Below are 23417 nucleotides of genomic sequence, written 5' to 3'. Positions count from 1 at the left end.
GCCACTTGTTATAAGGGACGATTCCCCGCCTCGCTGTCAAAAGGAATTGCAGTATGTCATGGGCCTATCTCAGGCAATTTACTCCTCTGGTCTGGATCGTCATCCTGGGCACCTTCATGGTGCGCACCACCTTCTTCATGGTCTGGCCCTTCCTCTCCATCCTGCTCTACCGTGACTACGGCCTCTCGGCGACCCTGATCGGCCTCATCCTGGGGGCGACGGCGGCGCTCTCCACCCTGGTCAGCTTCTATGGCGGCTGGCTGTCGGACAAATGGGGACGGCGCAACATCCTGCTGTTCGGCTGTCTGGTCTCCGCCCTGAGCGTCGCGCTGCTCGGGCTCTCCCATCAGGTATTCTGGCTGGCGTTCGGGGTGATCGGCAGCGGTCTCTCCTATGGTCTCATCGACTCGCCGGGCAAGGCCTTGATGGCCGATAGCCTGGCCGAGCCCAAGGCGCGGGAACTGGCGTTGCATCTGCGCTATTTCCTGCTGAACCTGGGGGCGGCCATCGGTCCCTTGCTCGGGGTCAGCTATGGCCTGAGTGCGCGCCAGGAGACCTTCCTGCTGCTCAGCGCCAGCTATCTGCTGCTCGGTCTCATCTTCATCGTCGGCTTCCGGTTGGCGGGGTGTCAGGCGAGCCGCGCCGCCGGCCCCGACATGCGTGCCGTACTGCGGGTGCTCTGGCTGGATCGGGGCTTTCTGTTGCTGACCCTGGCCAACCTGCTGCTGATGCTGGTCTATGCCCAGTTCGAGTCACCCCTCATCCAGTACCTGACGCGGGCGGGGACCCCGGAGGTGGAACACCTCATCGGCTGGCTGGTCGCGACCAATGCGCTGACCATAGTGATACTGCAATTCCCCCTGCTGCACCTGACGGCCAGCTGGTCCATCAAGCGGCGGTTGCAGCTCGGGGTGGCCTTCTTCCTCGGTGCCCAGCTGCAATTCGCCCTCGGGGATACCGCCATCTGGTGGCACTGGATTGTCGCGGTGATCCTGCTCAGCATCGGCGAGTGCATTCTTTTCCCGCTGCTCAACGTGCTGGTCGATCAGATGGCACCGGAGCACCTCAAGGGCAGTTACTTCGGGGCGGCCTCCATGTCCGGACTCGGGATCGCCATCGGGGCCCTGCTGGGGGGCTGGATCCTGACCCACTGGGGAGGCAGCTTGCTTTACGGTGTGATGGCCCTGCTGTGTCTGGCCATCCTGCAACTCTATGGATGGGGCACCCGGGCGCCGCGAGCGGCCCGGATCCGGGCCGAGACCTAGAAGTTAGAAGGTCAGCACCTTGTCGGCTGCCAGGGTCCACTGGGCCAGCAGGGGCAGAGTGCCTATCTCGATGCCCTCGATGAGGGGGAGGGGGCTGATGCCACGGGCATCGGTGCAGGTCTTGCACAGCCGGATGAGGGTACCCTGTGCCAACAGGATCTCCAGCATCTGGCGCAGGTTGTAACCTTCGGCCGGTGCCTGGCCTGCCAGCGCCGCGCTGACGGCATCGGACATCAGGAACAGCTTCAACACGACACCGCCTTGTTCGTTGAGGGCGATCCCCAGGCGCAGGGCGTTGAACAGGGATTCGCTGCCGTAGGGGGCGCCGTTGGCGATGATGACGACTTGCTGCTTCATGGGTCTCTCCACAGGGAAAAGCCTCATTGTAGCGCCAGACGGATTCGCTCAGCATGACCTGGTGCAAAACTCTGTCGTAACCCAGAGGGGGTTGACTTGACCTGGTGGCATGAGTGAGGTCTCATGGGCGGCCATCCAGTATGAAAGCACTATGAGGTTGTTATGTTGAAAGTTGCCGGGATTGGCATATTACTGTTGGCCGGACAGGCCTATGGCAGTGAAAACATCGGTTGCAAGGCCAAGCATCAGGCGGTGTCGGAGCAACTCGTGATCGCCAAGGCCCACAACAATGCCGATCAGGTGGCCGGGCTTGAGCAGGCCCTGCGCAATATTGAGGCCCACTGCACCGATGCCAAGCTTGTCGAGGAGCAGCAGCGGAAGGTCGCGGATCAGAAAGAAGAAGTGGAAGAGCGGCTGGCGGATCTGCAGAGTGCGCGGGTATCTGGCAAGCCGGACAAGATCGCCAAGAAGCAGGTCAAGCTGGAAGAATCCCAGGCTGAGCTGCTGGAAGGCCAGCGTGAACTCGAGGCGTTGCAGAAATTGATCAAGCCCTGAGGGTGAGCAGCGCAATAGAAAAAGCCGGGCATGCCCGGCTTTTTCTATGGTGACACTGCAGATCCTGGTGAGGAGTGCCAGAACATCCTGTCTAGGATGCCCGGCAGCGGATCTGCCGCCTCGTTACTGCCTGTGCATCCGGACGAACTTGTCCAGCAACTGATCTTCCGTCTCCACATGGGCGGGATCCCAGATGATGCAGTCGATGGGGCAGACGCTGATGCAGGTCGGCTTCTCATAGTGACCGACGCATTCGGTGCAGCGATCCGGATCTATCTCGTAGATCTTGGCCCCCAGGGTGATGGCCTGGTTCGGGCACTCGGGATCGCACATGTCACAGTTGATGCATTTGCTGGTGATGAGCAGGGCCATCTCAGGCAGCCGAGTGGGGCTGACGGGTGTCCTGGCGCTCGCCGAGGTTGCGCAGCAGGATGCCGTAGTTGATGTCGACCTCTTTGGGCACCGGCACATAGACCACGTGACCGTTGCCCGGCGCTGTATCGATGAGCTCGCCCTTGCGGTTCTGCATCTGCTCCAGGTTGAAGCTGAGGTTGCCCTGCGGGGTCATCAGCTCCAGGCTGTTGCCCACCAGGAACTTGTTCTTCACCTCCACTTCCACCATGTCGCCGTTGCGACCGGTGATCTCGCCGACAAACTGCTGGGTGTCGGAGACGGAGTAGCCGTAGTCGTAGTTCTGGTACTCGCTGTGGTTGTGGCGACGCAGGAAGCCCTCGGTGTAGCCGCGGTGGGCCAGGTTCTCGAGGGTGCCCATCAGGGTCGGATCGAACGGACGACCGGCAACGGCATCATCGATGGCCTTGCGATAGACCTGGGCGGTGCGGGCGCAGTAGTAGAAGGATTTGGTCCGGCCTTCGATCTTGAGCGAATGCACGCCCATCTTGGTCAGGCGCTCCACGTGCTCGACGGCGCGCAAGTCCTTGGAGTTCATGATGTAGGTGCCGTGCTCGTCCTCGAACGCGGTCATGAACTCACCGGGGCGGTTGGACTCCTCCAGCAGCACCAGGGCGTCGGTGGGCTTGCCGGCGCCCAGGGTCGGGTCGACCTTCTGCACGGCAATAGGCTCCTGACGGTGAACGATCTGGCCCACTTCGTCCTCTTTGCCCTCGTGCACCTTGTACTCCCAGCGGCAGGAGTTGGTGCAGGTACCCTGGTTGGGGTCGCGCTTGTTGATGTAGCCGGAGAGCAGGCAGCGACCGGAGTAGGCCATGCACAGGGCGCCGTGGACGAAGACTTCCAGTTCCATCTCCGGCACCTGCATGCGGATCTCCTCGATCTCGTCCAGGGAGAGCTCGCGGGAGAGGATGGCGCGGGTCAGCCCCATCTGATGCCAGAATTTCACCGTGGCCCAGTTGACCGCGTTGGCCTGCACCGACAGGTGAATGGGCATGTCCGGGAAGGCTTCGCGCATCATCATGATGAGACCGGGGTCGGACATGATCAGCGCATCCGGCTTCATGTCCACCACGGGGCGCATGTCGCGGATGAAGGTCTTCAACTTGGAGTTGTGGGGCTGGATGTTGGCCACCACGTAGAACTGCTTGCCGAGGGCGTGGGCCTCGTTGATGCCAAGCTGCAGGTTTTCGTGATCGAATTCGTTGTTGCGTACCCGCAGGCTGTAGCGCGGCTGGCCCGCATAGACGGCGTCGGCACCATAGGCGTAGGCGTAACGCATATTCTTGAGGGTCCCGGCGGGGGAGAGCAATTCTGGTTTGAACATGTTGGACTCTTCGTATCTGATTGCAAATCAGGACGGCGCCACCTGATGGCGTCGTATAGGTTCATCGGCACTGCGCGACCAGACTCGACGCACAGCCTCCGACGACGGTTCACCCGGAGCACGAAATGGTTCGATACTCCCGATATAAAGGGTGCGAGATTGTACTCGCCACCGGCCCATCATGCAATTTGAGCGGGTATTTCAAGGTCACATTGCTGTTCATTTTACGCTCAGACTGGCGATGTTAGGGTATCGAAGGCGCTGCGTAACCGAGAGTTGACTGGAGAATGGATCTTTTCCGTGAAAAAGCCACCGCTTCAAGTTGAAATTTTGGCCGACTCGGGAAAGAATGCGCGCTCGGTGATTGGTCTCGAGCGCAGGCAACGCGCAGCCAGGCCCACCGAGGACAACATGGTCTCAGGCCCACAGGTACAGGAACTACACAGGAATTTTATGAATCCCCTTCGCATTGCCGCTTCGGCCCTTTTTTGTACTCTGACCCTGGTCAGCCAGCAGGCCGCCGCCGTTGAATACGTGCTGCCCGCCGCCAACAGCCGCCTGATCGGAGAAAACCAGGAGTACGTGGTGCCTGCGGACAACCGTCCGCTGGAGCAGATCGCCTCCGACTTCCAGCTGGGCCTGACCAACATCATGGAAGCCAACCCGGGCGTGGATCCCTATCTGCCGACCCCGGGCAGCAAGCTGATCATCCCCCATCAGCTGATCCTGCCGAATGCGCCCCGCGAAGGGATCGTCATCAACGTGGCCGAGATGCGTCTCTACTACTACCCGAAAGGTCAGAACGTGGTGCAGGTGCTGCCCATCGGTATCGGCCAGTTGGGGGTGAATACCCCGGAGAACTGGATCACCAAGGTGGAGCGCAAGCGCGCCAACCCGACCTGGACCCCGACCGAGAACATTCGTCGCCGTTACGCCGCCCAGGGCAAGACCCTGCCCGCGGTCTGGCCGGCCGGCCCGGACAACCCCATGGGTCTGCACGCCCTCTACATCGGCAACCTGTACGCCATCCACGGCACCAACGCCACCTTCGGCATCGGTCTGCGGGTGAGCAGCGGCTGCGTGCGTCTGCGCGCCGATGACATCAAGTACCTGTTCGACAAGGTACCGGTCGGTACCCGTGTCCAGTTCGTGAACCAGCCGGTCAAATCCACCGTCGAGCCGGATGGCGGTCGTTACATGGAAGTGCATGAGCCCCTGTCCCGTACCGAGGCGGAGTTCAACTCCACCGCCTCCGTGCCGCTCCCCATGACCCCGGCCATCACCCGCTTCATCGCTCACGCCGACAGCGACTCCAACCTGGTCAAACAGGTACTGGAACAGCGCAGCGGCTTGCCGACCCGCCTCAATCCCGAGGCCTGATCCGGCAAGGCAGTTAACACAACAACGGCGACCCCAGGGTCGCCGTTGTTGTTTTCAGCCATGGCTGACGGTCGTTTAGTTGTGGTTGAGGGTGATGATGGCTCTGGTGTGTTGTGGGTCAATCCATTGGTGGATGAGTTGCACCCGGGTCAGGTCGCGGGAGGGCTCCTGCGCCAGTTGTGTCAGGTTGACCGACTGTGTGCCCGAGTCGCAGGTGACTTGCATGCTCTCTCTTTGCTGACTGGCGTCGCAGCTTGCTGCCACGATGGCGCCCCTGATCGTCAGCTGACCACCGTTGGCCGCCGAGGCCGACAGTGTTGGCAAGCCTCCCAATGCGACAAGGGTGAGGGTCATGGTGGTGGCTTTCATGGTGATCTCCCGATCTCTTGCCTGTTTGTAGGACGCTGCGCATTGCAGTGTCATCAAGGTCGTTATCGACCACCTGGGGGGATGACAAGAGCACAATTTTTCTGGATGGCTTTCGGGTTGCCAGTGCCGAGGGCCGTCTGGCGTCAGTCGCCTGAGCAGAGGAAATAAAGGGGGGGAGGGGTCATGATGCCGACATTGCAATACGCAAGGGGCCGGGTTGCGTGTTGTGGGCAGAAAATGGTTCATGAAAAGCGGCGCCTGATGGCGCCGCATTCATATCGGGGAGGGGATGCGAAGGTCGTCCAGGCAGGCCGATAGCGACGCGCAACAGCACCTCTTCCCGGGTCATTTGCCTGCGATGCTGAGGCCGCCGAAGCGGATCAGGGGAGCATAGAAGCCCTTGCCATCATCGTGATGGAGCACATCGTCGACCGCCTCCAGATCGCCCAGCAGGCGGTAGAAGTTGCCCGCCACCGTGATGCCCCGCACTGGCTGTATCCGCTCACCGTCCCGGCACAGGAAGCCAGAGGCACCAAACGAGAAGTCGCCGCTCACCGCATCGGCGCCGGAGTGCAGACCATCCAGCTTGACCAGTTCCAGGTATTCACCTGCCTTGACCTCGGCCTGCGTGTGGGGGCCGAGACCGAATACCAGATGGCGAGGGGCCACATCCAGTGCGCCGCGAGCACTGCGGGCCGCCGCGCCATTGCTGGCCACGCCGAAGTGGTGGGCGCTGGCGCTGTTGTGCAGCAGGGTCTTGAGTTCCCCCTCACCGATGAGCAGCACGTCCTGGGTCGGCGTGCCTTCTCCGTCGAAGCCCTTGATCCGCATGCCTTCCGGCATATGGACCCGGCTCTCCAGGGTGAGCCAGCGGGAGGCCACGCTCTGGCCGAGCTTGCCACGCCAGGGGTTGATCCCCTGCTGGGCCCACTTGCCCGAGAGCGCCGCCTGGAAGCAGCCAAACAGGCTGGCCAGGCAGTCGAGCGTGAAGATCGCGCTGTAGCGACCGCTTGGCACGGCTTCACCGGGCAGAAGGTCAGCGGCCATGGCATGGATCTGGGTGACGAGGGCACCCGGGTTCAGCTCATCGAAGCGGCGGGCCTGCTGCCCCTGATAGTGCATCGAGTGGCGGCCATCGCGCTCGATCAGGGCCGAGCTGTAGCAGCCGACGCTGAACTCCTTGTGCTGGCAGAGGGTGCCCAGGCTGTTGGCGAGCCAGAGCTGGCTCTCCCCTTCATAGACGCTGTTGTAAGGGGCGCCGGTCACATCCGGCAGGGCCAGGATGTCTGACTCGAGGCGCAGGGCCAGGGCAATCTTCTCTTCCACCGGGGTGTTGTCTGGTTGATAAATCTCGGGACAATCCGTGCTAAGACGGCTTCCCTGCACCGAGATGCGCTGATCCGGATCTACCTTGGCGAAACGGCAGGCATCGAGGGCATCCTGCACCATGGCATCCAGCGCCGATTCATCCAGAGATTCGGAGTAGGCGAGGCCGACCCGACCATCTTTGATGAGACGAATGCCGAGTTGCTGGCTGCTGGTGACCTTGTATTCGCTGAGCTCACCTTTGTCCGCCTTGAGGGAGAAGGCTTTGTCCTGATTGGCGATGATGTCTGCCTCGGCGCCAAGGTCTGCGACCTTGTCCAGCAGGCGGTGGAGCAATGGTGTCATGTCGATGGTGCTCATCAGGCGTTACCTCCCACCAGAATGTTGTCGACCTTGAGCGGCGGCTGGCCGACGGAGGCGGGGATGGAGCCCGAGACGGAACCGCACATGCCGGCCGAGATGGCCAAATCCCGGCCCACCATGGAGATCTCCTGCAGAACTTGCGGGCCCGTGCCGATCAGGGTCGCCGACTTGAGGGGACGGGTGACCTTGCCCTTCTCGATGAGGTAGGCCTCCTGAACGTTGAAGTTGAATTCGCCGGTGCCCGGTTGCACCGAACCGCCTCCCATGCGTCTGGCATAGATGCCGTGCTCCACGCTCGCCAGCATCTCATCCAGGCTGTGGTGGCCCGCCTCTATGTAGGTGTTGCGCATGCGCGACGCCGGCGCGAAGCGGTAGGACTCGCGCCGACCTGAGCCGGTGCGGGCATAGCCGGTCTTGAGGGCCCCCATTCTGTCCACCAGAAAACCGGTGAGCACGCCGTCCTTGATGAGCTGGGTATGCTGAACCGCCATCCCCTCGTCATCGACGTTGATGGAGCCCCAGGCGTTGCCCTGCAGCCCTTCATCCACCGCGTTGACCACGGGGTTGGCGATGAGTTGGCCCATCTTGTCGTGGAATACAGAGGCCTTCTTGGCCACCGAGGTGGTCTCCAGCAGGTGACCGCACGCTTCATGGAAGATGACGCCGCCAAAGCCGCTCTCCAGAATGACCGGCAGGTTGCCGCTCGGGCAGGGCGCCGCGCCAAGTTTCACCAGCGCCTGGCGGGTGGAAGAGAGGGCCAGTTCCCGGGGATCGATGAGGGCGGCATGCTCCCAGCCCATCATGGCGCCAGGGGCTTCATAGCCCACGCTCTGCTCACCGCCATCCAGGGCGATGGTCTGGGCGGTGATGCGGTTGTAGTGGCGACGATCGCTCACCTGCAAGCCTTCGCTGTTGAAGATCTCCACCTCCTGCTCCCAGCCAAGGGTGCTGCCGGAGAACTGGCTCACCTTAGCACTCTCGGCGCGGGCGGCGGCATCCATGGCATGGAGGTAGGCGATCTTCTGCTCCAGCTGCTTGTCGGCCGACAGGGGCAGGGCCACCGGATTACGATCATTCAGACGGATGAAATCAAAGGCGGTGGCGGTCACCACGGGATCCCGCCTGTCCTTGGCCGCCAGGAGGCTGACGATGCGCAGCAGTTCGCTGCGATCGGCCAGGTTGGTGTAGCCATAGAGCACCTTGTGGCCGTAACACAGGCGCACCCCGATACCGAAATCGAGGCCACCGCTGATGGCTTCGATCTGGCTGGAGAGCAGGCTGAGCTGGCTGCGGCGCTTGCGCTCCACGAACAGCTCGGCGAAGTCGGCACCCAGCGCCAGGGCGTGATCGAGCACGTCACGGGCGATGGCGGGGGCCAACAGGGAGAATGGCGTCATAGAATATCCTTTTCTGGTCTGTTTCCTGTTTGCTTCCGACGCTCTGGTTGGGATTGTTATGGAGCGTCGCCTGCATTGTTGCAGACCAGCATGAAATTGTCGCTACTCGGCAGGCGATGAGCCCGATTGAAAAAACAGGTGTGCCATATACGTCCGAGCCGCCAGCTGGCCGCTCGGAACGGGGGAATTCTGGGGTCAGGCAGGGGACGAGGTGATGCTCACTGCCGGGCGCTGCGCTGGATTACAGCAGCTCGTGGATCTCACCCAGGATCTGGTCGACCCACTGCTCGATGCGGGAATCCGTCTGGTCGTACTGGTTGGCATCGTCGAGGGCGAGGCCGACGAAGTGACGGCCATCGTCGATCAGTGCCTTGGAGGCGTCGAACTCGTAGCCTTCATTGGGCCAGTAGCCCACCAGCTTGACCCCCTTGGGCAGCAGCTGATCGTGCAGCATGCCGAGGGCATCCTGATACCACTCCCCATAGCCGAGCTGATCCCCCATGCCGAACAGGGCGATGATGCGACCCTCCAGTTCGAGGTCCTGGATGTCTTCCCAGCGGGATTCCCAGTCTTCCTGCAGCTCGCCGAAATCCCAGGTGGAGATACCGAGGATCAGGATGTCGTACTCCTGCATGCGGGCCAGCGGCACATCCTTGATGTTATGGAGATCGACCAGCTCCGGGCCGATGAGGGCACGGATCTTCTCGGCAGCCATCTCGGTGTAGCAGGTGGTGGAGCCGTAAAACAAACCTATCTTCATCGTACTTCTCTTGAACGCTGTAGGCCGCCGGTGGGGCTGCCGGTGCCGGGACCCTGAGGGTGGCCCGGGGGAAGAGCGCCAGTCTAGCAGATTGCCGGCCGCCCTTCATCGGGCAAGAGGCGTCTGTCATGACCTGTGCCTAGGGCGGCGGGTCGCGCTACAATGGCCCCTCGTTTGCCAAAGACAGTAGCCCCATGACCAAGCCAGCCCCCGCCCAGCACGATCACCCCCTGATAGAGCCGTTCCTCGACGCCCTCTGGCTGGAGCGTGGACTGTCGGACAACACGGTCAGCTCCTATCGCACCGATCTGGAGAAGTTTGCGCTCTGGCTCGACAAGGCGGGCAGCTCCCTGCTGCTGGCGAACATCGACGATATCCAGCACTACCTCGCCTGGCGGGTAGATCAGCAGTTTGCCCCGAGCTCTACGGCCCGTTTCTTGTCGGCCCTGCGCCGTTTTTATCAGTACCTCAATCGGGAGAAACTGAGAACCGACGATCCCACCGTGCTGCTGGAGGGGCCCAAGCTGCCCAAGAAGCTGCCCGCCGACTTGAGCGAGGCCGAGGTGGAGGCCCTGTTGCAATCCCCCCTGGTGGACGACCCGCTGGAGCTGCGGGACAGGGCCATGCTGGAGCTGCTCTACGCCACCGGCCTGCGGGTCTCCGAGCTGGTGGGGCTCACCGCCGAACACGTCAGCCTGCGCCAGGGGCTGGTGCGGGTCGTCGGCAAGGGCAACAAGGAGCGGCTGGTGCCCATGGGAGAGGAGGCCATTCACTGGCTAGAGCGCTACTTCAGGGAGGGGCGCACCCTGCTGCTCGGCGGCACCAGCTCGGATGTGGTTTTCCCCTCCAAGCAGGCGAGGATGATGACCCGTCAGACCTTCTGGCACCGCATCAAGATCTATGCCCAGCGCGCCGGGATCCGGGGTGAGCTCTCCCCCCATACCCTGCGTCACGCCTTCGCCACTCACCTGCTCAATCACGGCGCCGACCTGCGGGTGGTGCAGATGCTGCTGGGGCACGCGGATCTCTCCACCACCCAGATCTACACCCATGTGGCCAATGAGCGGCTCAAGGCGTTGCACGGTGAGCACCATCCCAGGGCCTGAGCACCAGGGTTATGCCCATAAAAAAACCGCCAGCAGGCGGTTTTTTCAATGCACGACAGGAGGCGGGCTTACTTGCCCTGCTGGGATTTGAGCAGATCCCGGATCTCGGTCAGCAGCTCCTGATCCTTGGTGGGACCGGCGGGGGCCGCGGCCTCTTCCTGCTTCTTCTTCAGGGTATTGATGGCCTTGAGCCCCATGAAGATGGCGAAGGAGATGATCAGGAAGTCGATGATGGTCTGGATGAACTTGCCGTAGGCGATCACCACGGCGGGCACATCCCCTTCGGCGGCTTTCAGGGTCACGGCGAGATCGCTGAAATCCACCCCGCCCAGGATGAGGCCGATGGGGGGCATGATGACGTCTCCCACGAAGGAGGAGACTATCTTGCCGAAGGCGGCACCTATGATGATACCGACCGCCATATCGATGACGTTACCTCTGGCCGCAAAGGCCTTGAACTCTTGAATCAGACTCATGTTCCCCTCCAAAAATGGGATGTGGGCGGCCGCTACCGCCCCTCGATTTGAATAATAAAGCATCAGGAAAACAGAGGGATGACCATCGTGTTTCCTGTCGTCCCGATAAGCTTGCGGGGCCTCGGTCCAATTGGCAACCTTCCTGAATAGGAATTTTTAACATCCGGCATTATTAACTCATTGCTGATTAACCATTTGCACACAGTTCGCCTGTCGGGGGAATGGGTCACCGCAGAGGAGATTGTTGGCCCCTGTCGGGTTGCACTGTGGCGGCCGATGATGCGATCCTCTCTCTCCTATGTGTCGGCCCGAGCCAGGGCTCGGCCTCAAGGCAGGCTCGGGGAGGTCTTCCCCTCATGCTGCCCTGAACCATTGCTCACGCTACTGGATGTTATCGATGCCCCTGCAAATTCGTCGTCGTCCCCGGGTGGATGACTCCCACCTTCCCGCCAACCTGCATCCGTTGCTGCGCCAGATCTTCGCGAGTCGCGGGGTCGTGGATCCCGCTCTGCTGGAGCGCCGTGCCAGCCATCTGCTGCCCCCCCAGCGCCTGTTTGGCATGGCGCAGGCGGTGCCCCTGCTGGCGGCGGCGCTGACGGCCCAAAAGCGGATCCTGATCGTCGGCGATTTCGACTGTGACGGCGCCACCAGCTCGGCTCTCTGCGTATTGGCGCTGCGGGCCATGGGCGCGGAACATGTCGACTTTCTGGTCCCCAACCGCTTTGAATTCGGCTATGGCCTCACGCCAGAGATAGTTGAACTGGCAATAGCTCGCCGGGCAGAGTTTCTTGTTACGGTGGACAACGGTATCTCCAGCATCGCCGGGGTCGCGGCGGCCAAGGCCGCCGGCATGCAGGTTCTGGTCACCGATCATCACCTGCCGGGTCAGGATCTGCCGGATGCCGACGCCATCGTGAACCCCAACCAGCGTGGCTGCGACTTCCCTTCGAAATCCCTGGCCGGGGTCGGCGTTGCCTTCTACCTGATGGCGGCCCTCAACACCCACCTGCGGCAGAGCGGCTGGTACGAGCGTCTGGGCATTCGCCCTCCCAATGTGGCGGATTACCTGGATCTGGTGGCCCTTGGCACCGTCGCCGACGTGGTGGCGCTCGATGGCAACAACCGCATCCTAGTGCATCAGGGTCTGCAGCGGATCCGGGCCGGTCGCTGTCGCCCCGGCATCCAGGCGCTGGTGGACGTGTCGGGCCGGGATGGCCGGCGCCTCTGTGCCGCCGATCTCGGCTTTGCACTCGGGCCGCGCCTCAATGCGGTGGGTCGCCTCGATGACATGTCCCTCGGGGTCGCCTGTTTGCTGTGCGATGACATCAATCTGGCGCGCCAGCTTGCCGCCGAGATGGACAGTCTCAACCAGGAGCGCAAGGAGATAGAGCAGGGCATGCAGCAGGAGGCCCTCGCCACCCTGGAACAGATCCGTTTCCGGGATGGCGAGGTGCCAAACGGCATAGTGCTGCACCGGGACGAATGGCATCAGGGGGTGGTGGGGCTGGTGGCGTCCAAGATCAAGGAGAAGTACTACCGACCGGTGATCGCCTTCGCCGAGAGCAGCGATAGCGAGCTCAAGGGGTCGGGGCGCTCCATCCCGGGTGTGCACCTGCGCGACGCGCTGGAGCTGCTCGATACTCGCCATCCCGGCCTGATGGGCAAGTTCGGCGGCCACGCCATGGCGGCGGGGCTGACCCTGCCCAAGGCCAATGTCGAGGCCTTTGGCCGCGCCTTCGAGGCCATCATCGGCGAGCTGGTGACCCCGGAGCTGCTGACCGGGGTACTGCTCACCGATGGCGAGCTGCTCTCCGATGAACTGAGCCTGGAGCTGGCGGAGCTCATCCGTGCCTCCGGCCCCTGGGGACAGGCCTTCCCCGAACCGTTGTTCGACGGTGAATTCGTGCTGGTACAGCAGCGGCTGGTGGGGGAGAAGCACCTCAAGATGATGCTGACCACGGACTCCGGCCACGCGGTGGATGCCATCGCCTTCGGGGTCGATCTCAAACGCTGGCCCGATGCGTCGGTGAAGCGGGTGCGGCTGGTCTATCGCCTCGATGTGAACGAGTGGCGGGGCAATCGCAGCGTGCAACTGCTGGTGGAGCATCTGGAAGCCGCCGGCAGCTAGTCGTCGTCAGTTCAATGCACTTCTCGCAAAACGGCCACCCCTGGGTGGCCGTTTTGTTATGGGAAATGGCTAGACCGGGCTGACCTGTCTATCCGTGGCGGGGCTGATGTCGCTGGGCTTCACGTCTTTGACTGGGTCTCGCTGTGAGCGTCGGCTCACCATGACATGACGAAAGAGAGTGGATGGCGGGGGCCATCAACTCAGAGTCTTGGCCATGTTGTAACCCGTGATGTGAAAGCCAATCTCCTGGTAGAGCGCCCTGGCTCTGGGGTTGTCATAAGCGACCCTCAGCTTGATCAGGCTGATGCCAAGGCGCTTCAACTCGGCCTCCAGTGCCGCCATGGCGGCCTTGCCATACCCCAGTTTGCGATGAGTTGGCAGTATGTAGAAGTCATAGATAAAGGTGGTGTGAGCGGCGGTGTCGATGCGGTGCCAGAGATAGCCGGCGATGGTCGCTGTCGATGCGATAGCGCTCTCGGCACTGTCACTGACAGGGATGATGCAGAGCAGGCTCTCGCCCGGCGTGGCGGCACCTTGCGGCAGGTACTGTTGCAAAGCGTCCCCGGCCTGCTGATGGGCTTCTGCGAGGGACAACCTGTGATTGCTGGCGAGATCCTGGGCGTAGTCGTCGATGAAGTAGTCGCGATAGGCGGGGAAATCCGCCTCACTCATGGGGATCAGATGAACGATAGGGATGGGCATCCTGTGCCTCGCTCAAAGAAAAGGAGTCGCTACCTTAACCCCGGAACCCGGCACCCGCCAAGGGGGACGGGAGTGCCAAGTCCGAAGTCCTCAATGAAAAAGAGCGCCATAAGGCGCTCTTTTTTATCATGGGGAGTGCTCCCCTGGCGTGAGAGGTTATTTGACCTCTTCGCCCTTGGCTTGCAGATCCGCGTGATAGGAGGAGCGCACGAAGGGGCCACAGGCGGCGTGGGAGAAGCCCAGCCCCATGGCGACCTCTTTGAGCTCGTCGAACTCTGCGGGCGGCACGTAGCGCTTGACCGGCAGGTGGTGACGGCTCGGCTGCAGATACTGGCCCAGGGTCAGCATATTGACGCCGTGCTCGCGCAGGTCGGTCAGCACCTGCACTATCTCCTCGTTGGTCTCACCCAGACCCATCATGACGCCGGACTTGGTCGGCACATGGGGGTGCATCTCCTTGATGCGACGCAAGAGCTCCAGGGACCACTTGTAGTCGGCGCCCGGGCGGGCGACCCGGTACATGCGCGGGGCGGTTTCCAGGTTGTGGTTGAAGACGTCCGGCGGGGTCTCGCGGAATACCTCCAGCGCCTGCTCCATCCGGCCACGGAAGTCCGGGGTCAGGATCTCGATGCGGGTCTGGGGGCTGTGCTCGCGGATCTGCTTGATGCAGTCGGCGAAGTGCTGGGCACCGCCGTCACGCAAGTCATCGCGGTCCACCGAGGTGATCACCACGTACTTGAGGCCCATCTCCTTGATGGTCAGTGCCAGCTTCTTCGGCTCATCGGGATCCAGCGCCAGCGGGCGACCGTGGGCGACGTCGCAGAAGGGGCAGCGACGGGTACAGATGGCGCCCATGATCATGAAGGTGGCGGTGCCGTGGTTGAAGCACTCCGCCAGGTTGGGGCAGGAGGCCTCTTCACACACCGAGTGCAGCTTGTTCTTGCGCAGGGTGCTCTTGATGTGCTCGATTTTCTGGCTGGACGGCGGCAGCTTGATCCGCATCCAGTCCGGCTTGCGCAGCACTTCTTCGTCGGGATCCGGCATGAATTTCACCGGGATCAGGGCCATCTTGTCGCCATCGCGCAGCTTGACGCCCGGCTCCATACGAACGGGTTTGCTCATGATTCACTCTCGGTGTTTGTTATTGTCTGATTGATGGTCATCGGGCCCAGGCCCTCATGACCGCGCAGCATGGGTCTGTTCATGCCGCCGCTTCGGTATTGGTGATCGTCTGGTAGCCGATCAGCCTGGCCAGCTCCACCACCAGCAGGGATTGCGCCTCGGCTACGCTCTTCGGGCCGCCGAGGGCACTGGTCTGGGTCATGCTCATGCCCGCATAGCCGCACGGGTTGATGCGCAGGAAGGGGGTCATGTCCATGTCAACGTTCAGTGCCAGCCCGTGGAAGGAGCAGCCCTTGCGAATACGCAGCCCCAGGGAGGCCAGCTTGGCTTCCATCCCCTGTGCATTCTTCACATAGACACCCGGCGCATCCGGTTTGGCATAGGCCGAAATATCGCTCTTGGCCAGGGTATTGATGATGGCGGTCTCGAGGCAGGTGACCAGCTCGCGTACCGTCAGCTTGCTGCGACGCACGTCCACCAGCACGTAGAGCACCAGCTGGCCCGGGCCGTGATAGGTCACCTGGCCCCCGCGATCGCTCTGCACCACGGGAATGTCACCGGGGGCGAGCAGATGCTCGGCCTTGCCGGCCTGCCCCTGGGTGTAGACGGGATCGTGCTCCACCACCCAGAACTCGTCCGGGGTATCGGGGGTGCGACTGTCGGTGAAAGCCTTCATGGCATCCCACACCGGCTGGTAGGGGCGGCGACCAAGCTGTCTGACGAGCAGCGCTGGCTGAGCAGGCGTTTGAAGTGACATCTTTCCTCACTGACGGGCGCTTTAACCGGAAAACCGGACACGCAATAATCACTCGCCCCTGGGCGGGGCGAGAGAGGCGATTTACAGGACGTAGCGAACCAGCTCAATCTTGCCAAGGGCGGCGTACATGGTCTCGATGTGTTCCTTGCTCTGGGCGGTAACGGTCACCCGGACCGAGTGATAGTTGCCCTTGGAGCTGGGTTGAACGGTCGGGCTGTAGGTGCCGGGAGCGTGCTGCTGCAGCACTTCGACCACCATGTCTGGCAGGGCAGGGTCGGCCACGCCGAGCACCTTGAACGGGAACTTGCAGGGGAACTCCAGCAGTTCATCAAACTTGGTATTCATTTGCTCACCTTTTTCGTCGTCCACGAGGCGACGTTATCTTTGATCTTGCATGGCCCCTTGGGGCCGCCAGTTCCTGTCAATATGGGCACGGCCCACGCCGGGATCAAGGCCCGGGGGAGGTGACAAGTCGTGGAAGTGCTGCTTTTTACCACAAATCCCTTGTCGGCGGAACCTGCAGTTTGCAGGGTTATTGACTGGTTGGACAGGCCAAAGGCAGCAGCGGCGCCTGTTGGCGCCGCTGTTTGGTCAATATTGTGCGTGGATCACTTGAACCAGCTGGAAACCAGCAACACCACGTAATCCCACAGGCGACTCATCAGGCCACCTTCCTGTACCTCTTCCAGGGCGACCAGGGGAACCTGCTTGATCTCCTTGTCACCCTGCTTGAGGAAGACGGTACCGACGCGTTGACCCTTGGCCAGCGGTGCCTTCAGCTCGCTCTCGAGCTGGAAGTCGGCCTTGAGGTTGTTGCCCTGACCACGGGTCACCAGTACGGAGACGTCCTGATCCACACCGAGTTTCACCTCGGACTTGTCACCCATCCAGATCTTCTGGGTCACCAGCTCGGTGCCGGCCTTGTACGGGGTCAGGCTCTGGAAGAAGCGGAAACCGTAGGTGAGCAGCTTCTTGCTCTCGGCGGCGCGGGTGGCTTCGCTGCCGGCGCCCAGCACCACGGCGATCAGGCGCATGCCTTCATTGTTGGTGGCGGAGGAGACCAGGTTGTAGCCGACCTGGCTGACGTGACCGGTCTTGATGCCATCCACCTGCAGGGATTGATCCCACAGCAGACGGTTGCGGTTGTGCTGGGTGATGCCATTGAAGACGAAGGACTTCTGGGCGTAGATCTTGTACTCCTCCGGCAGATCGCGGATGAGGGCCTGACCCAGGCGCGCCATGTCGTGGGCGGTACTGTAGTGCCCTTCGGCATCCAGGCCGTGGGGGTTCATGAAGTGGCTGTCGTTCATGCCGAGCTTGGCGGCCCAGCTGTTCATCAGGCTGGCGAAGGAGTCGGTGCTGCCTGCCAGGTATTCGGCCATGGCGACGCAGGCGTCGTTGCCGGACTGGATGATGATGCCCTTGTTGAGATCATCGACGGAGACCTGCTTGCCCACCTCGATGAACATCTTGGAGGAGTCGGAGTAGTTCTTGGACCAGGCGTTCTGGCTGATGGTCACCATGTCGGTACGCTTGATGTTCCCCTTGGCCAGCTCCTGGCCAATGATGTAGGAGGTCATCATCTTGGTCAGACTGGCGGGCGGCAGACGCTCTTCGGCGTTCTGCTCGGCCAGTACCTGACCGGAGTAGTAGTCGATCAGGATGTGAGCCTTGGCGGCGATTTCCGGCGCGGCAGGCACGACCATGGGGGCGGAGTTCAGGGTCGGGACCGGCTGGGCAGACGGCAGAGCTGAATCCGGTGTCGGCACTGGCTGATTGGCCTGGGCGGTGGCGCTTAACAGGGAGGCCAGAATGACGGAGCGGGCAAATTTGGACATCTTGAAATTCCTGGTGCCTGGATGGGGTAGACCCAATGTTAAAAAAAGCGGGCTTCACTATACCAGATGTGCCCGTCGGTCATAGCCCGACATGCGATCTGGCCGGGATTTTCTGGCCCGATGGGCGGCATCACGCCGGGATACGACGTGATGCCGCGCTCATCAGGGAACGATAAAGGCCTGCTCCAGCCCACCCTGGCGGATCTGCTCAAGCAGGGCGGCTTGCTGGTCGCTGGCAACCGGCCCCAGCAGGACCCGGAAGATGGCGTCATGGGCCACCACCTGATAGGGCACCCCGTAGCGCTGGGTCATCACCTTGCCCATGGCCTCGGCTCTGGGCTGGGAGCCGCTCGCCAGCACCTGGATCATCTTGCCCTGACCGCCGGTGGCCTGAGTCGCCGTGACCGAGGTGGTCGCCGTGGCGACCGGCTTGATGGTCGCGGCAGGCACGGCCTTGGGGGCGGGCGCCGGTGCGGCAGGTGTGGGTTCCAGGAGTGCATTGTCGGCCTGCGCGGCCGGTTGCATGGGCTGCATCGGCGTCATGGGCACCATCTCCACCATCTGATCCGGGGTGTCGCTGATGAGCTCAAGTCGCACCCGGGCCTCTCCCCCTTCCACCATGTCGAGCTGCTTGGCGGCGGCGTGGGAGAGGTCGATGAGGCGATCGCTGCCGAAGGGGCCGCGATCGTTGATGCGCACGATCGTCTCCAGCCCGTTGCCGAGGTTGGTGACCCGCACATAGCTCGGCAGCGGCAGGTTGCGATGGGCGGCGCTGAACAGTTTGCTGTCTTGCAAATCGCCGTTGGCGGTCTTCTGGCCATCCAGATCCTGGGAGAGCCAGCTGGCTGTCCCCTCTTCCTGATAGTGCTTGATGTCGCGCCACACCTCGTACTTCTGCTTGCCGATCCAGTAGTCACGGTTGCCGCTCGCACTCAGGGGCTCGGGGCGCGGGATGGCGCCGGTGGCCTGGGGGATCTCGATGACTTGCGGCTTTTCCTGCTGGACGGGCGCTTCGGGAAGGGGCTGTGGCTCTGGCTGGCTGCTACAGGCGGCCAGCAACAAGGTCAGGCTGAGGGGAAGAAGTCTGTGGCTGTAATGCATAAGCGTCCTGGATTGCTTGGCTGAGTTGATGCACCGCCATCGCATAGAGAGGGCTGCGGTTATAGCGGGTGATCACATAAAAATTGTGGCGCGCGACCCAGTATTCGGGCCCGTCCGCCTGCTCCAATGCCAGCAGCTTGACTGGCGTGTCCGGGGCCGGTGGGGCGGCGAGTTCGATGCCGGCGGCGGCAAGCTCCTGCCACTGCTGGCTGAACTCGGGGCCGGGTGTCAGCAGAGTACTCACAGGCGCCAGCCCGATCAAGGCGGGTTCGACCACGGGTTCTCCCCAGCGCCATTTATGTTCGGCAAAGTAGTTGGCCACGCTGCCGATGGCGTCAGCCGGATTGGCAAACAGGTCCCGCTTGCCATCCCCGTCAAAATCGACGGCGTAGTGGCGATAGCTGGAGGGCATGAACTGCCCCATGCCCATGGCCCCGGCGTAGGAGCCCTTCAATGAGGTGAGCGGCCACTTCTCTTCCCGCGCCAGCAAAACCAGCTGGGCAAACTCCTTGGCAAAGAAATCGCTGCGCTCCGGGTAGTGAAAACCCAGGGTATAGAGGCTGTCGAGCACCGAGTGGCGGCCCATCTGGCGGCCATAGAAGGTCTCGATACCGATGATGGCGACGATGACCGGTGCCGGTACCCTGTAAGTCTGCTCCGCCTGGGTCAGCAGGGCGGCGTGGCGCTGCCAGAACGCGAGCCCGTCCCGGATCCGTTCGGGGGTGACGAACAGCGGCCGGTAGCGATGCCAGGGTTTGGCCTCCCAGGGGCGGGCTATGGTATCGAGGATCTCCTGACGCAGCTGGGCCTTGGCGGTGGCATCCTGCAGTGCCGCGAGGGGGACCTGCTGCTGGCTGGCCAGCTCGGCCAGCCGCTCGGGAGAGACGTTCGCCCCTGCCGCGAGCGAAAAGAGGCAGAGCGCCAGCCAGCAGGTTCTCATCAGGCGAGCAATCGTCTGTGGGTCTGGATGGACATCAGGATGCCGAAGCCCGCCATCAGGGTCACCATTGAGGTACCGCCGTAACTCACCAGAGGCAGGGGTACCCCCACCACCGGCAGGATGCCGCTCACCATGCCCATGTTGACGAACACATAGACGAAGAAGGTGAGGGTCAGGGCGCCGCCGAGCAGGCGTTCGAAGCTGTTCTGGGCCTGCATGGAGATGAACAGGCAACGGCTGATGATGTAGAGATAGATCACCAGCAGCAGGGCAACCCCCACCAGGCCAAACTCCTCGCTGAATACCGCGAAGATAAAGTCGGTGTGACGCTCAGGCAGAAATTCCAGCTGGGACTGGGTGCCCTGCAGCCAGCCCTTGCCGAATACGCCGCCGGAGCCGATGGCTATCTTGGACTGGATGATGTGATAGCCGCGGCCGAGGGGGTCTTTCTCCGGATCCAGCAGCATCAGCACCCGCTGGCGCTGGTAGTCGTGCATCAGGAAGAACCAGAGTACCGGCATGAAGGCGGCGATGAGCACGGCCGCCAGTCCGATGAGCCACCAGCTGATCCCTGCCAGGAAGATGACGAAGAAGCCGGAAGCGGCCACCAGGATGGAGGTGCCGAGATCGGGCTGGGCCGCGATGAGCAGGGTGGGCAGCAACACCATCACCAGAGCGATCAACACGTGGCTGAATTTGGGAGGCAGGGAGTGACGACTGAGCCAGGCGGCCACCATGATGGGCATGGAGAGCTTCATCACCTCGGAGGGCTGGAACTTCATGAAGCCGAGATCGAGCCAGCGCTGCGCCCCCTTGCCGATGTGGCCGAATACGTCCACCGCGATGAGCAGCACCACCACCACGACGAACAGCGGCACGGACCAGCGCGCATAGAGGGACGGCGGCAACTGGGCCAGGCCTATCATCAGGGCGAACGCCAGGCCACCGCGCACCAGCTGGCGCACGATGGAATCAAAATCCTGACCCGAGGCGGAGTAGAGCACCACCATGGAGAGGGTCATCAGGGCCAGCAGGCCGAGCAGCAGCGGCAGGTCGATATGCAGCCGGTACCAGATGCTCTGCTGGCGGGCGGAGTTACTCATGGGAGGAGACCTCGTTCTGCATCAATGAGGGGGTGAGAAGAGCCAGTGGCAAGCTGATCTGCCACTGGGGGTCAAGGCGTTGTCCCTGCATTGTCTTACTCACTGGGGGTTGCTCCGCTGGGGGCCGCGCCAGGGGCTGACGGCTGGGGAGCCGGTGGCAACTGGGGCTCGGGCGGCAGCAGGTAGGCGTCCAGCATGTGGCGGGCGACCGGCGCCCCCATGGCGCTGCCGCCACCGGCGTTCTCCAGCACCAGGGCGACCACGGCCTTGGGAGCATCGAAGGGGGCGAAGGCGACGAACAGGGCGTTGTCACGGTGCTCCACCTTGGTGGTGGCCGCGTTGTAGACCTGATTCTCTTTCAGCCCCACGACCTGGGCGGTGCCTGACTTGCCCGCCGCCACATAGGGGGTGTTGGCAAAGGCGCGCCGACCCGTCCCCTCGTGGCCGTTGATGACGCGCCACATACCGTCCTTGGCCACTTGCCAGTAGGTGTCGCTCTTGGCCTTGATCGCGATGTTCGGATTGATGGGGGCATTGACCACGCCCTCTGCCGAGGCGGTGCTCTTGAGCAGGTGCGGTGTCACGTCGTGGCCGTTCTGGGTCAATATGCTGATCGCCTTGGCCAGCTGGATCGGGGTCGAGCTCCAGTAGCCCTGACCGATGCCGATGGAGATGGTGTCCCCCTGATACCAGGGTTGACGCCAGCGTGCCATCTTCCAGTCACGGGACGGCATGACCCCCTTGGTCTCTTCGTAGAGATCGACACCGCTGTATTGACCGAAGCCGAACTTGGTCATGTAGCTGTTGATCTTGTCGATGCCGACCCGGTAGGCGAGATCGTAGAAGTAAGTGTCCGCTGACACCTCGATGGCGCGATAGACATCGAGCCAGCCGTGACCCCAGCGCCGCCAGTCCCGGAACTTCTTGGTGGTGCCCGGGATGGAGAAACTGGGTCCGCCGAAGTAGCGGTAGTTCGGGGTGATGGCCCCCTCGTTGAGCCCCATCACCGCCATCATGGGTTTGACGGTGGAGGCGGGGGCGTAGATCCCCTGGGTGGTACGGTTCACCAGCGGACGAGCGGGGTCATTGAGCAGCGCCGAGTAGTTGGTGCTGGAGATACCGGTCACGAACAGGTTGGGGTCATAGCTCGGGCTCGACTCCATGGCCAGAATGGCGCCGGTGTTCGGCTCCATCATGACGATGGCGCCACGGCGACCGGCCAAGAGCTCCTGGGCCTTCAACTGCAGGCGGATATCGATGTTGAGGTAGATGTCCTTGCCGGGCTCGGGAGGCTGGAACTTGAGGGTGCGCACCACCCGGCCGCGGTTGTTGACCTCGACCTCCTGATAACCCGCCACGCCGTGCAGCTGATCCTCATAGAATTTCTCCACCCCCTGCTTGCCGATGTCCTTGGTGGCGGCATAGTTGGCGAGCTTGTCCTCCTTCTCGAGGCGCTCCACATCGCGGGTGTTGATCTTGGCCACATAACCGAGGGCGTGGGTGAGGGTATCCCCAAACGGATAGTAACGCTTGAGGTAGGCCTCGATGCTGGCCCCCGGATAGTTGTGCTGATTGACCGAGAAGAGGGCGACCTGATACTCGGTCAGCTTCTCGAACAGGGGCACCGGCTTGAAGCGGCGCTGGCGCTTGACCTCGGCCAGGAACTTCTCCTTGGTTCCTTCCGGCAGCTTCAGCAGCTCGATGAGGGCGTCCGCGGTCTTCTCCAGATCGTCGGTCTCTTCTGGCACTATTTCCAGGCTGTAGACGGGGCGGTTCTCCGCCAGTAGCACGCCGTTGGCGTCATAGATGAGGCCCCGCGGCGGCGCCACGGGTACGACCCGGATCCGGTTGTCGTTGGAACGGGTCTGATAGGTATCGTAAGACTCTACTTGCAGGTAATAGAGGTTGCCGAGCAGCACCAGCATGAGTACCACCATGCCGATGTAGGCGACCAGGGTGCGCCGGAAGAACAGCCGTCCTTCGGCGCTGTGATCGCGCATCTCGATGCGATTCTTCATCTTCAGCATGCCGCTACCTTATGAGCGATGGCACCAGACCGGAGTCTGGTGCCATGAATACAACGGGAGAGGCGGTGCAGGGAAAACATGCTTCACTCTCTGTGATATGGATGACATGGTAGGGTGATGCGCCAGCTGTACATGCTTCATTCCCTGTGATACGGATGGTTGGTGGTGATGCTCCAGGCGCGATAGAGACTCTCGGCCACCAGCACCCGCACCAGCGGGTGGGGCAGGGTGAGCGGCGACAGGGACCAGCTCTGCTCGGCAGCGGCCTTGCATTCGGGCGAAAGCCCCTCGGGGCCTCCCACCAGCAAGGCCACATCGCGACCATCCAGTTTCCAGGCCTCCAGTTGCACGGCCAGCTGCTCCGTGGTCCAGGGCTTGCCGGGAATGTCCAGGGTCACGATGCGGGAGCGGCCTGCGGCGGCCAGCATGGCTTCCCCTTCCTTCTGCAGGATGCGGGGAATGTCGGCATTCTTGCCCCGTTTGCCCGCTCCGATCTCGACGAGTTCAAACGGCATGTCTTTGGGGAAACGGCGGCGATACTCTTCGAAGCCATGCTCTACCCAGGCGGGCATCTTGGTGCCCACCGCAATCAACTGGATCTTCATCG

23 protein-coding genes are annotated in these 23417 nt (G+C 62.4%); 5 read left to right on the top strand and 18 right to left on the bottom strand.

All coding sequences use genetic code 11. The features are described from left to right. The first annotated feature begins 53 nt into the window (after positions 1 to 53). Entirely contained in the window at positions 54 to 1265 is a 1212-nt protein-coding gene (locus ABNP46_RS16000; RefSeq protein ID WP_349919160.1) for an MDR family MFS transporter, read from the top strand. A 3-nt stretch (positions 1266 to 1268) separates the two neighbouring features. Here ABNP46_RS16000 and ABNP46_RS15995 read toward each other — a convergent pair whose 3' ends face one another. Further along, positions 1269 to 1622, bottom strand: coding sequence for a DsrE/DsrF/TusD sulfur relay family protein (locus ABNP46_RS15995; RefSeq protein WP_349919159.1), 354 nt, complete (start codon positions 1620 to 1622; stop codon positions 1269 to 1271). A 162-nt stretch (positions 1623 to 1784) separates the two neighbouring features. Between ABNP46_RS15995 and ABNP46_RS15990 the strand changes: the two genes are divergently transcribed. Beyond that, positions 1785 to 2177, top strand: a complete 393-nt coding sequence (locus tag ABNP46_RS15990; protein ID WP_349919158.1) for a DUF1090 domain-containing protein — start codon at positions 1785 to 1787, stop codon at positions 2175 to 2177. Positions 2178 to 2300: 123 nt separating this feature from the next. Here the strand turns inward: ABNP46_RS15990 and ABNP46_RS15985 are convergent, their stop codons facing one another. Both ABNP46_RS15985 and yegQ read right to left on the bottom strand, forming a co-directional pair. Next, the gene (locus ABNP46_RS15985) at positions 2301 to 2549 is read right to left on the bottom strand and encodes a YfhL family 4Fe-4S dicluster ferredoxin (protein ID WP_349919157.1); all 249 of its coding nucleotides are present in this window, start codon (positions 2547 to 2549) and stop codon (positions 2301 to 2303) included. A 1-nt stretch (position 2550) separates the two neighbouring features. Beyond that, the gene (yegQ, locus tag ABNP46_RS15980; RefSeq protein WP_349919156.1) at positions 2551 to 3915 is read right to left on the bottom strand and encodes a tRNA 5-hydroxyuridine modification protein YegQ; all 1365 of its coding nucleotides are present in this window, start codon (positions 3913 to 3915) and stop codon (positions 2551 to 2553) included. A 453-nt stretch (positions 3916 to 4368) separates the two neighbouring features. On the opposite strand from yegQ, the gene ABNP46_RS15975 reads away from it, so the two are divergent. After that, the gene (locus ABNP46_RS15975) at positions 4369 to 5295 is read left to right on the top strand and encodes a L,D-transpeptidase family protein (protein ID WP_349919155.1); all 927 of its coding nucleotides are present in this window, start codon (positions 4369 to 4371) and stop codon (positions 5293 to 5295) included. A gap of 75 nt (positions 5296 to 5370) precedes the next feature. Here the strand turns inward: ABNP46_RS15975 and ABNP46_RS15970 are convergent, their stop codons facing one another. From ABNP46_RS15970 to fldB, 4 genes are all read right to left on the bottom strand, one after another. Next, entirely contained in the window at positions 5371 to 5664 is a 294-nt protein-coding gene (locus ABNP46_RS15970; protein ID WP_349919154.1) for a type 1 fimbrial protein, read from the bottom strand. 345 nt (positions 5665 to 6009) lie between these two features. Beyond that, positions 6010 to 7350 carry a TldD/PmbA family protein gene (locus ABNP46_RS15965; RefSeq protein WP_349919152.1) on the bottom strand — a complete coding sequence of 447 codons (1341 nt, stop codon included), beginning with the start codon at positions 7348 to 7350 and terminating at the stop codon, positions 6010 to 6012. After that, positions 7350 to 8750, bottom strand: coding sequence for a TldD/PmbA family protein (locus ABNP46_RS15960; protein WP_349919150.1), 1401 nt, complete (start codon positions 8748 to 8750; stop codon positions 7350 to 7352). Before ABNP46_RS15960 ends, ABNP46_RS15965 begins: the two co-directional genes overlap by 1 nt. Before the next feature lie 241 nt (positions 8751 to 8991). Then, positions 8992 to 9510, bottom strand: coding sequence for a flavodoxin FldB (fldB, locus tag ABNP46_RS15955; RefSeq protein WP_349919148.1), 519 nt, complete (start codon positions 9508 to 9510; stop codon positions 8992 to 8994). A gap of 194 nt (positions 9511 to 9704) precedes the next feature. Here fldB and xerD point away from each other — a divergent pair, with 194 nt between their 5' ends. Then, entirely contained in the window at positions 9705 to 10616 is a 912-nt protein-coding gene (gene xerD, locus ABNP46_RS15950; protein ID WP_349919147.1) for a site-specific tyrosine recombinase XerD, read from the top strand. 68 nt (positions 10617 to 10684) lie between these two features. Here the strand turns inward: xerD and mscL are convergent, their stop codons facing one another. Further along, positions 10685 to 11092 carry a large-conductance mechanosensitive channel protein MscL gene (gene mscL, locus ABNP46_RS15945; RefSeq protein WP_349919145.1) on the bottom strand — a complete coding sequence of 136 codons (408 nt, stop codon included), beginning with the start codon at positions 11090 to 11092 and terminating at the stop codon, positions 10685 to 10687. A gap of 397 nt (positions 11093 to 11489) precedes the next feature. Between mscL and recJ the strand changes: the two genes are divergently transcribed. Further along, complete coding sequence (gene recJ / locus ABNP46_RS15940; RefSeq protein ID WP_349919143.1) at positions 11490 to 13220, top strand: single-stranded-DNA-specific exonuclease RecJ; 1731 nt, start codon at positions 11490 to 11492, stop codon at positions 13218 to 13220. 195 nt (positions 13221 to 13415) lie between these two features. Here the strand turns inward: recJ and ABNP46_RS15935 are convergent, their stop codons facing one another. The 10 genes from ABNP46_RS15935 to rlmH all read right to left on the bottom strand — a co-directional run bounded on the left by ABNP46_RS15935 (position 13416) and on the right by rlmH (position 23415). Then, entirely contained in the window at positions 13416 to 13922 is a 507-nt protein-coding gene (locus tag ABNP46_RS15935; protein WP_349919141.1) for a GNAT family N-acetyltransferase, read from the bottom strand. 156 nt (positions 13923 to 14078) lie between these two features. After that, positions 14079 to 15044 (bottom strand): lipoyl synthase, encoded by a 966-nt coding sequence (gene lipA, locus ABNP46_RS15930; RefSeq protein ID WP_349919140.1) that lies wholly within the window; start codon positions 15042 to 15044, stop codon positions 14079 to 14081. A gap of 79 nt (positions 15045 to 15123) precedes the next feature. After that, positions 15124 to 15801 (bottom strand): lipoyl(octanoyl) transferase LipB, encoded by a 678-nt coding sequence (gene lipB / locus ABNP46_RS15925; protein WP_349919138.1) that lies wholly within the window; start codon positions 15799 to 15801, stop codon positions 15124 to 15126. Between the two features lie 81 nt (positions 15802 to 15882). Continuing rightward, positions 15883 to 16146 (bottom strand): DUF493 family protein YbeD, encoded by a 264-nt coding sequence (gene ybeD, locus ABNP46_RS15920; RefSeq protein ID WP_349919136.1) that lies wholly within the window; start codon positions 16144 to 16146, stop codon positions 15883 to 15885. Positions 16147 to 16409: 263 nt separating this feature from the next. After that, on the bottom strand, positions 16410 to 17639 hold the full coding sequence (locus ABNP46_RS15915) for a D-alanyl-D-alanine carboxypeptidase family protein (RefSeq protein ID WP_349919134.1): 1230 nt from the start codon (positions 17637 to 17639) through the stop codon (positions 16410 to 16412). A 162-nt stretch (positions 17640 to 17801) separates the two neighbouring features. Then, the gene (locus tag ABNP46_RS15910; RefSeq protein ID WP_349919132.1) at positions 17802 to 18740 is read right to left on the bottom strand and encodes a septal ring lytic transglycosylase RlpA family protein; all 939 of its coding nucleotides are present in this window, start codon (positions 18738 to 18740) and stop codon (positions 17802 to 17804) included. Continuing rightward, positions 18682 to 19680 (bottom strand): lytic murein transglycosylase B, encoded by a 999-nt coding sequence (gene mltB / locus ABNP46_RS15905; protein WP_349919130.1) that lies wholly within the window; start codon positions 19678 to 19680, stop codon positions 18682 to 18684. The genes ABNP46_RS15910 and mltB overlap by 59 nt, the downstream gene beginning before the upstream one ends. Further along, positions 19680 to 20783, bottom strand: a complete 1104-nt coding sequence (gene rodA, locus ABNP46_RS15900; protein WP_349919128.1) for a rod shape-determining protein RodA — start codon at positions 20781 to 20783, stop codon at positions 19680 to 19682. Before rodA ends, mltB begins: the two co-directional genes overlap by 1 nt. Before the next feature lie 95 nt (positions 20784 to 20878). Next, on the bottom strand, positions 20879 to 22801 hold the full coding sequence (gene mrdA / locus ABNP46_RS15895; protein ID WP_349922519.1) for a penicillin-binding protein 2: 1923 nt from the start codon (positions 22799 to 22801) through the stop codon (positions 20879 to 20881). Between the two features lie 146 nt (positions 22802 to 22947). Next, positions 22948 to 23415, bottom strand: a complete 468-nt coding sequence (gene rlmH / locus ABNP46_RS15890; protein ID WP_005298242.1) for a 23S rRNA (pseudouridine(1915)-N(3))-methyltransferase RlmH — start codon at positions 23413 to 23415, stop codon at positions 22948 to 22950. Positions 23416 to 23417 lie beyond the last annotated feature (2 nt).

The organism is Aeromonas veronii (genome assembly GCF_040215105.1).
Lineage (GTDB): Bacteria > Pseudomonadota > Gammaproteobacteria > Enterobacterales > Aeromonadaceae > Aeromonas > Aeromonas veronii_G.
This window is presented reverse-complemented; position numbering and strand designations above follow the sequence as displayed.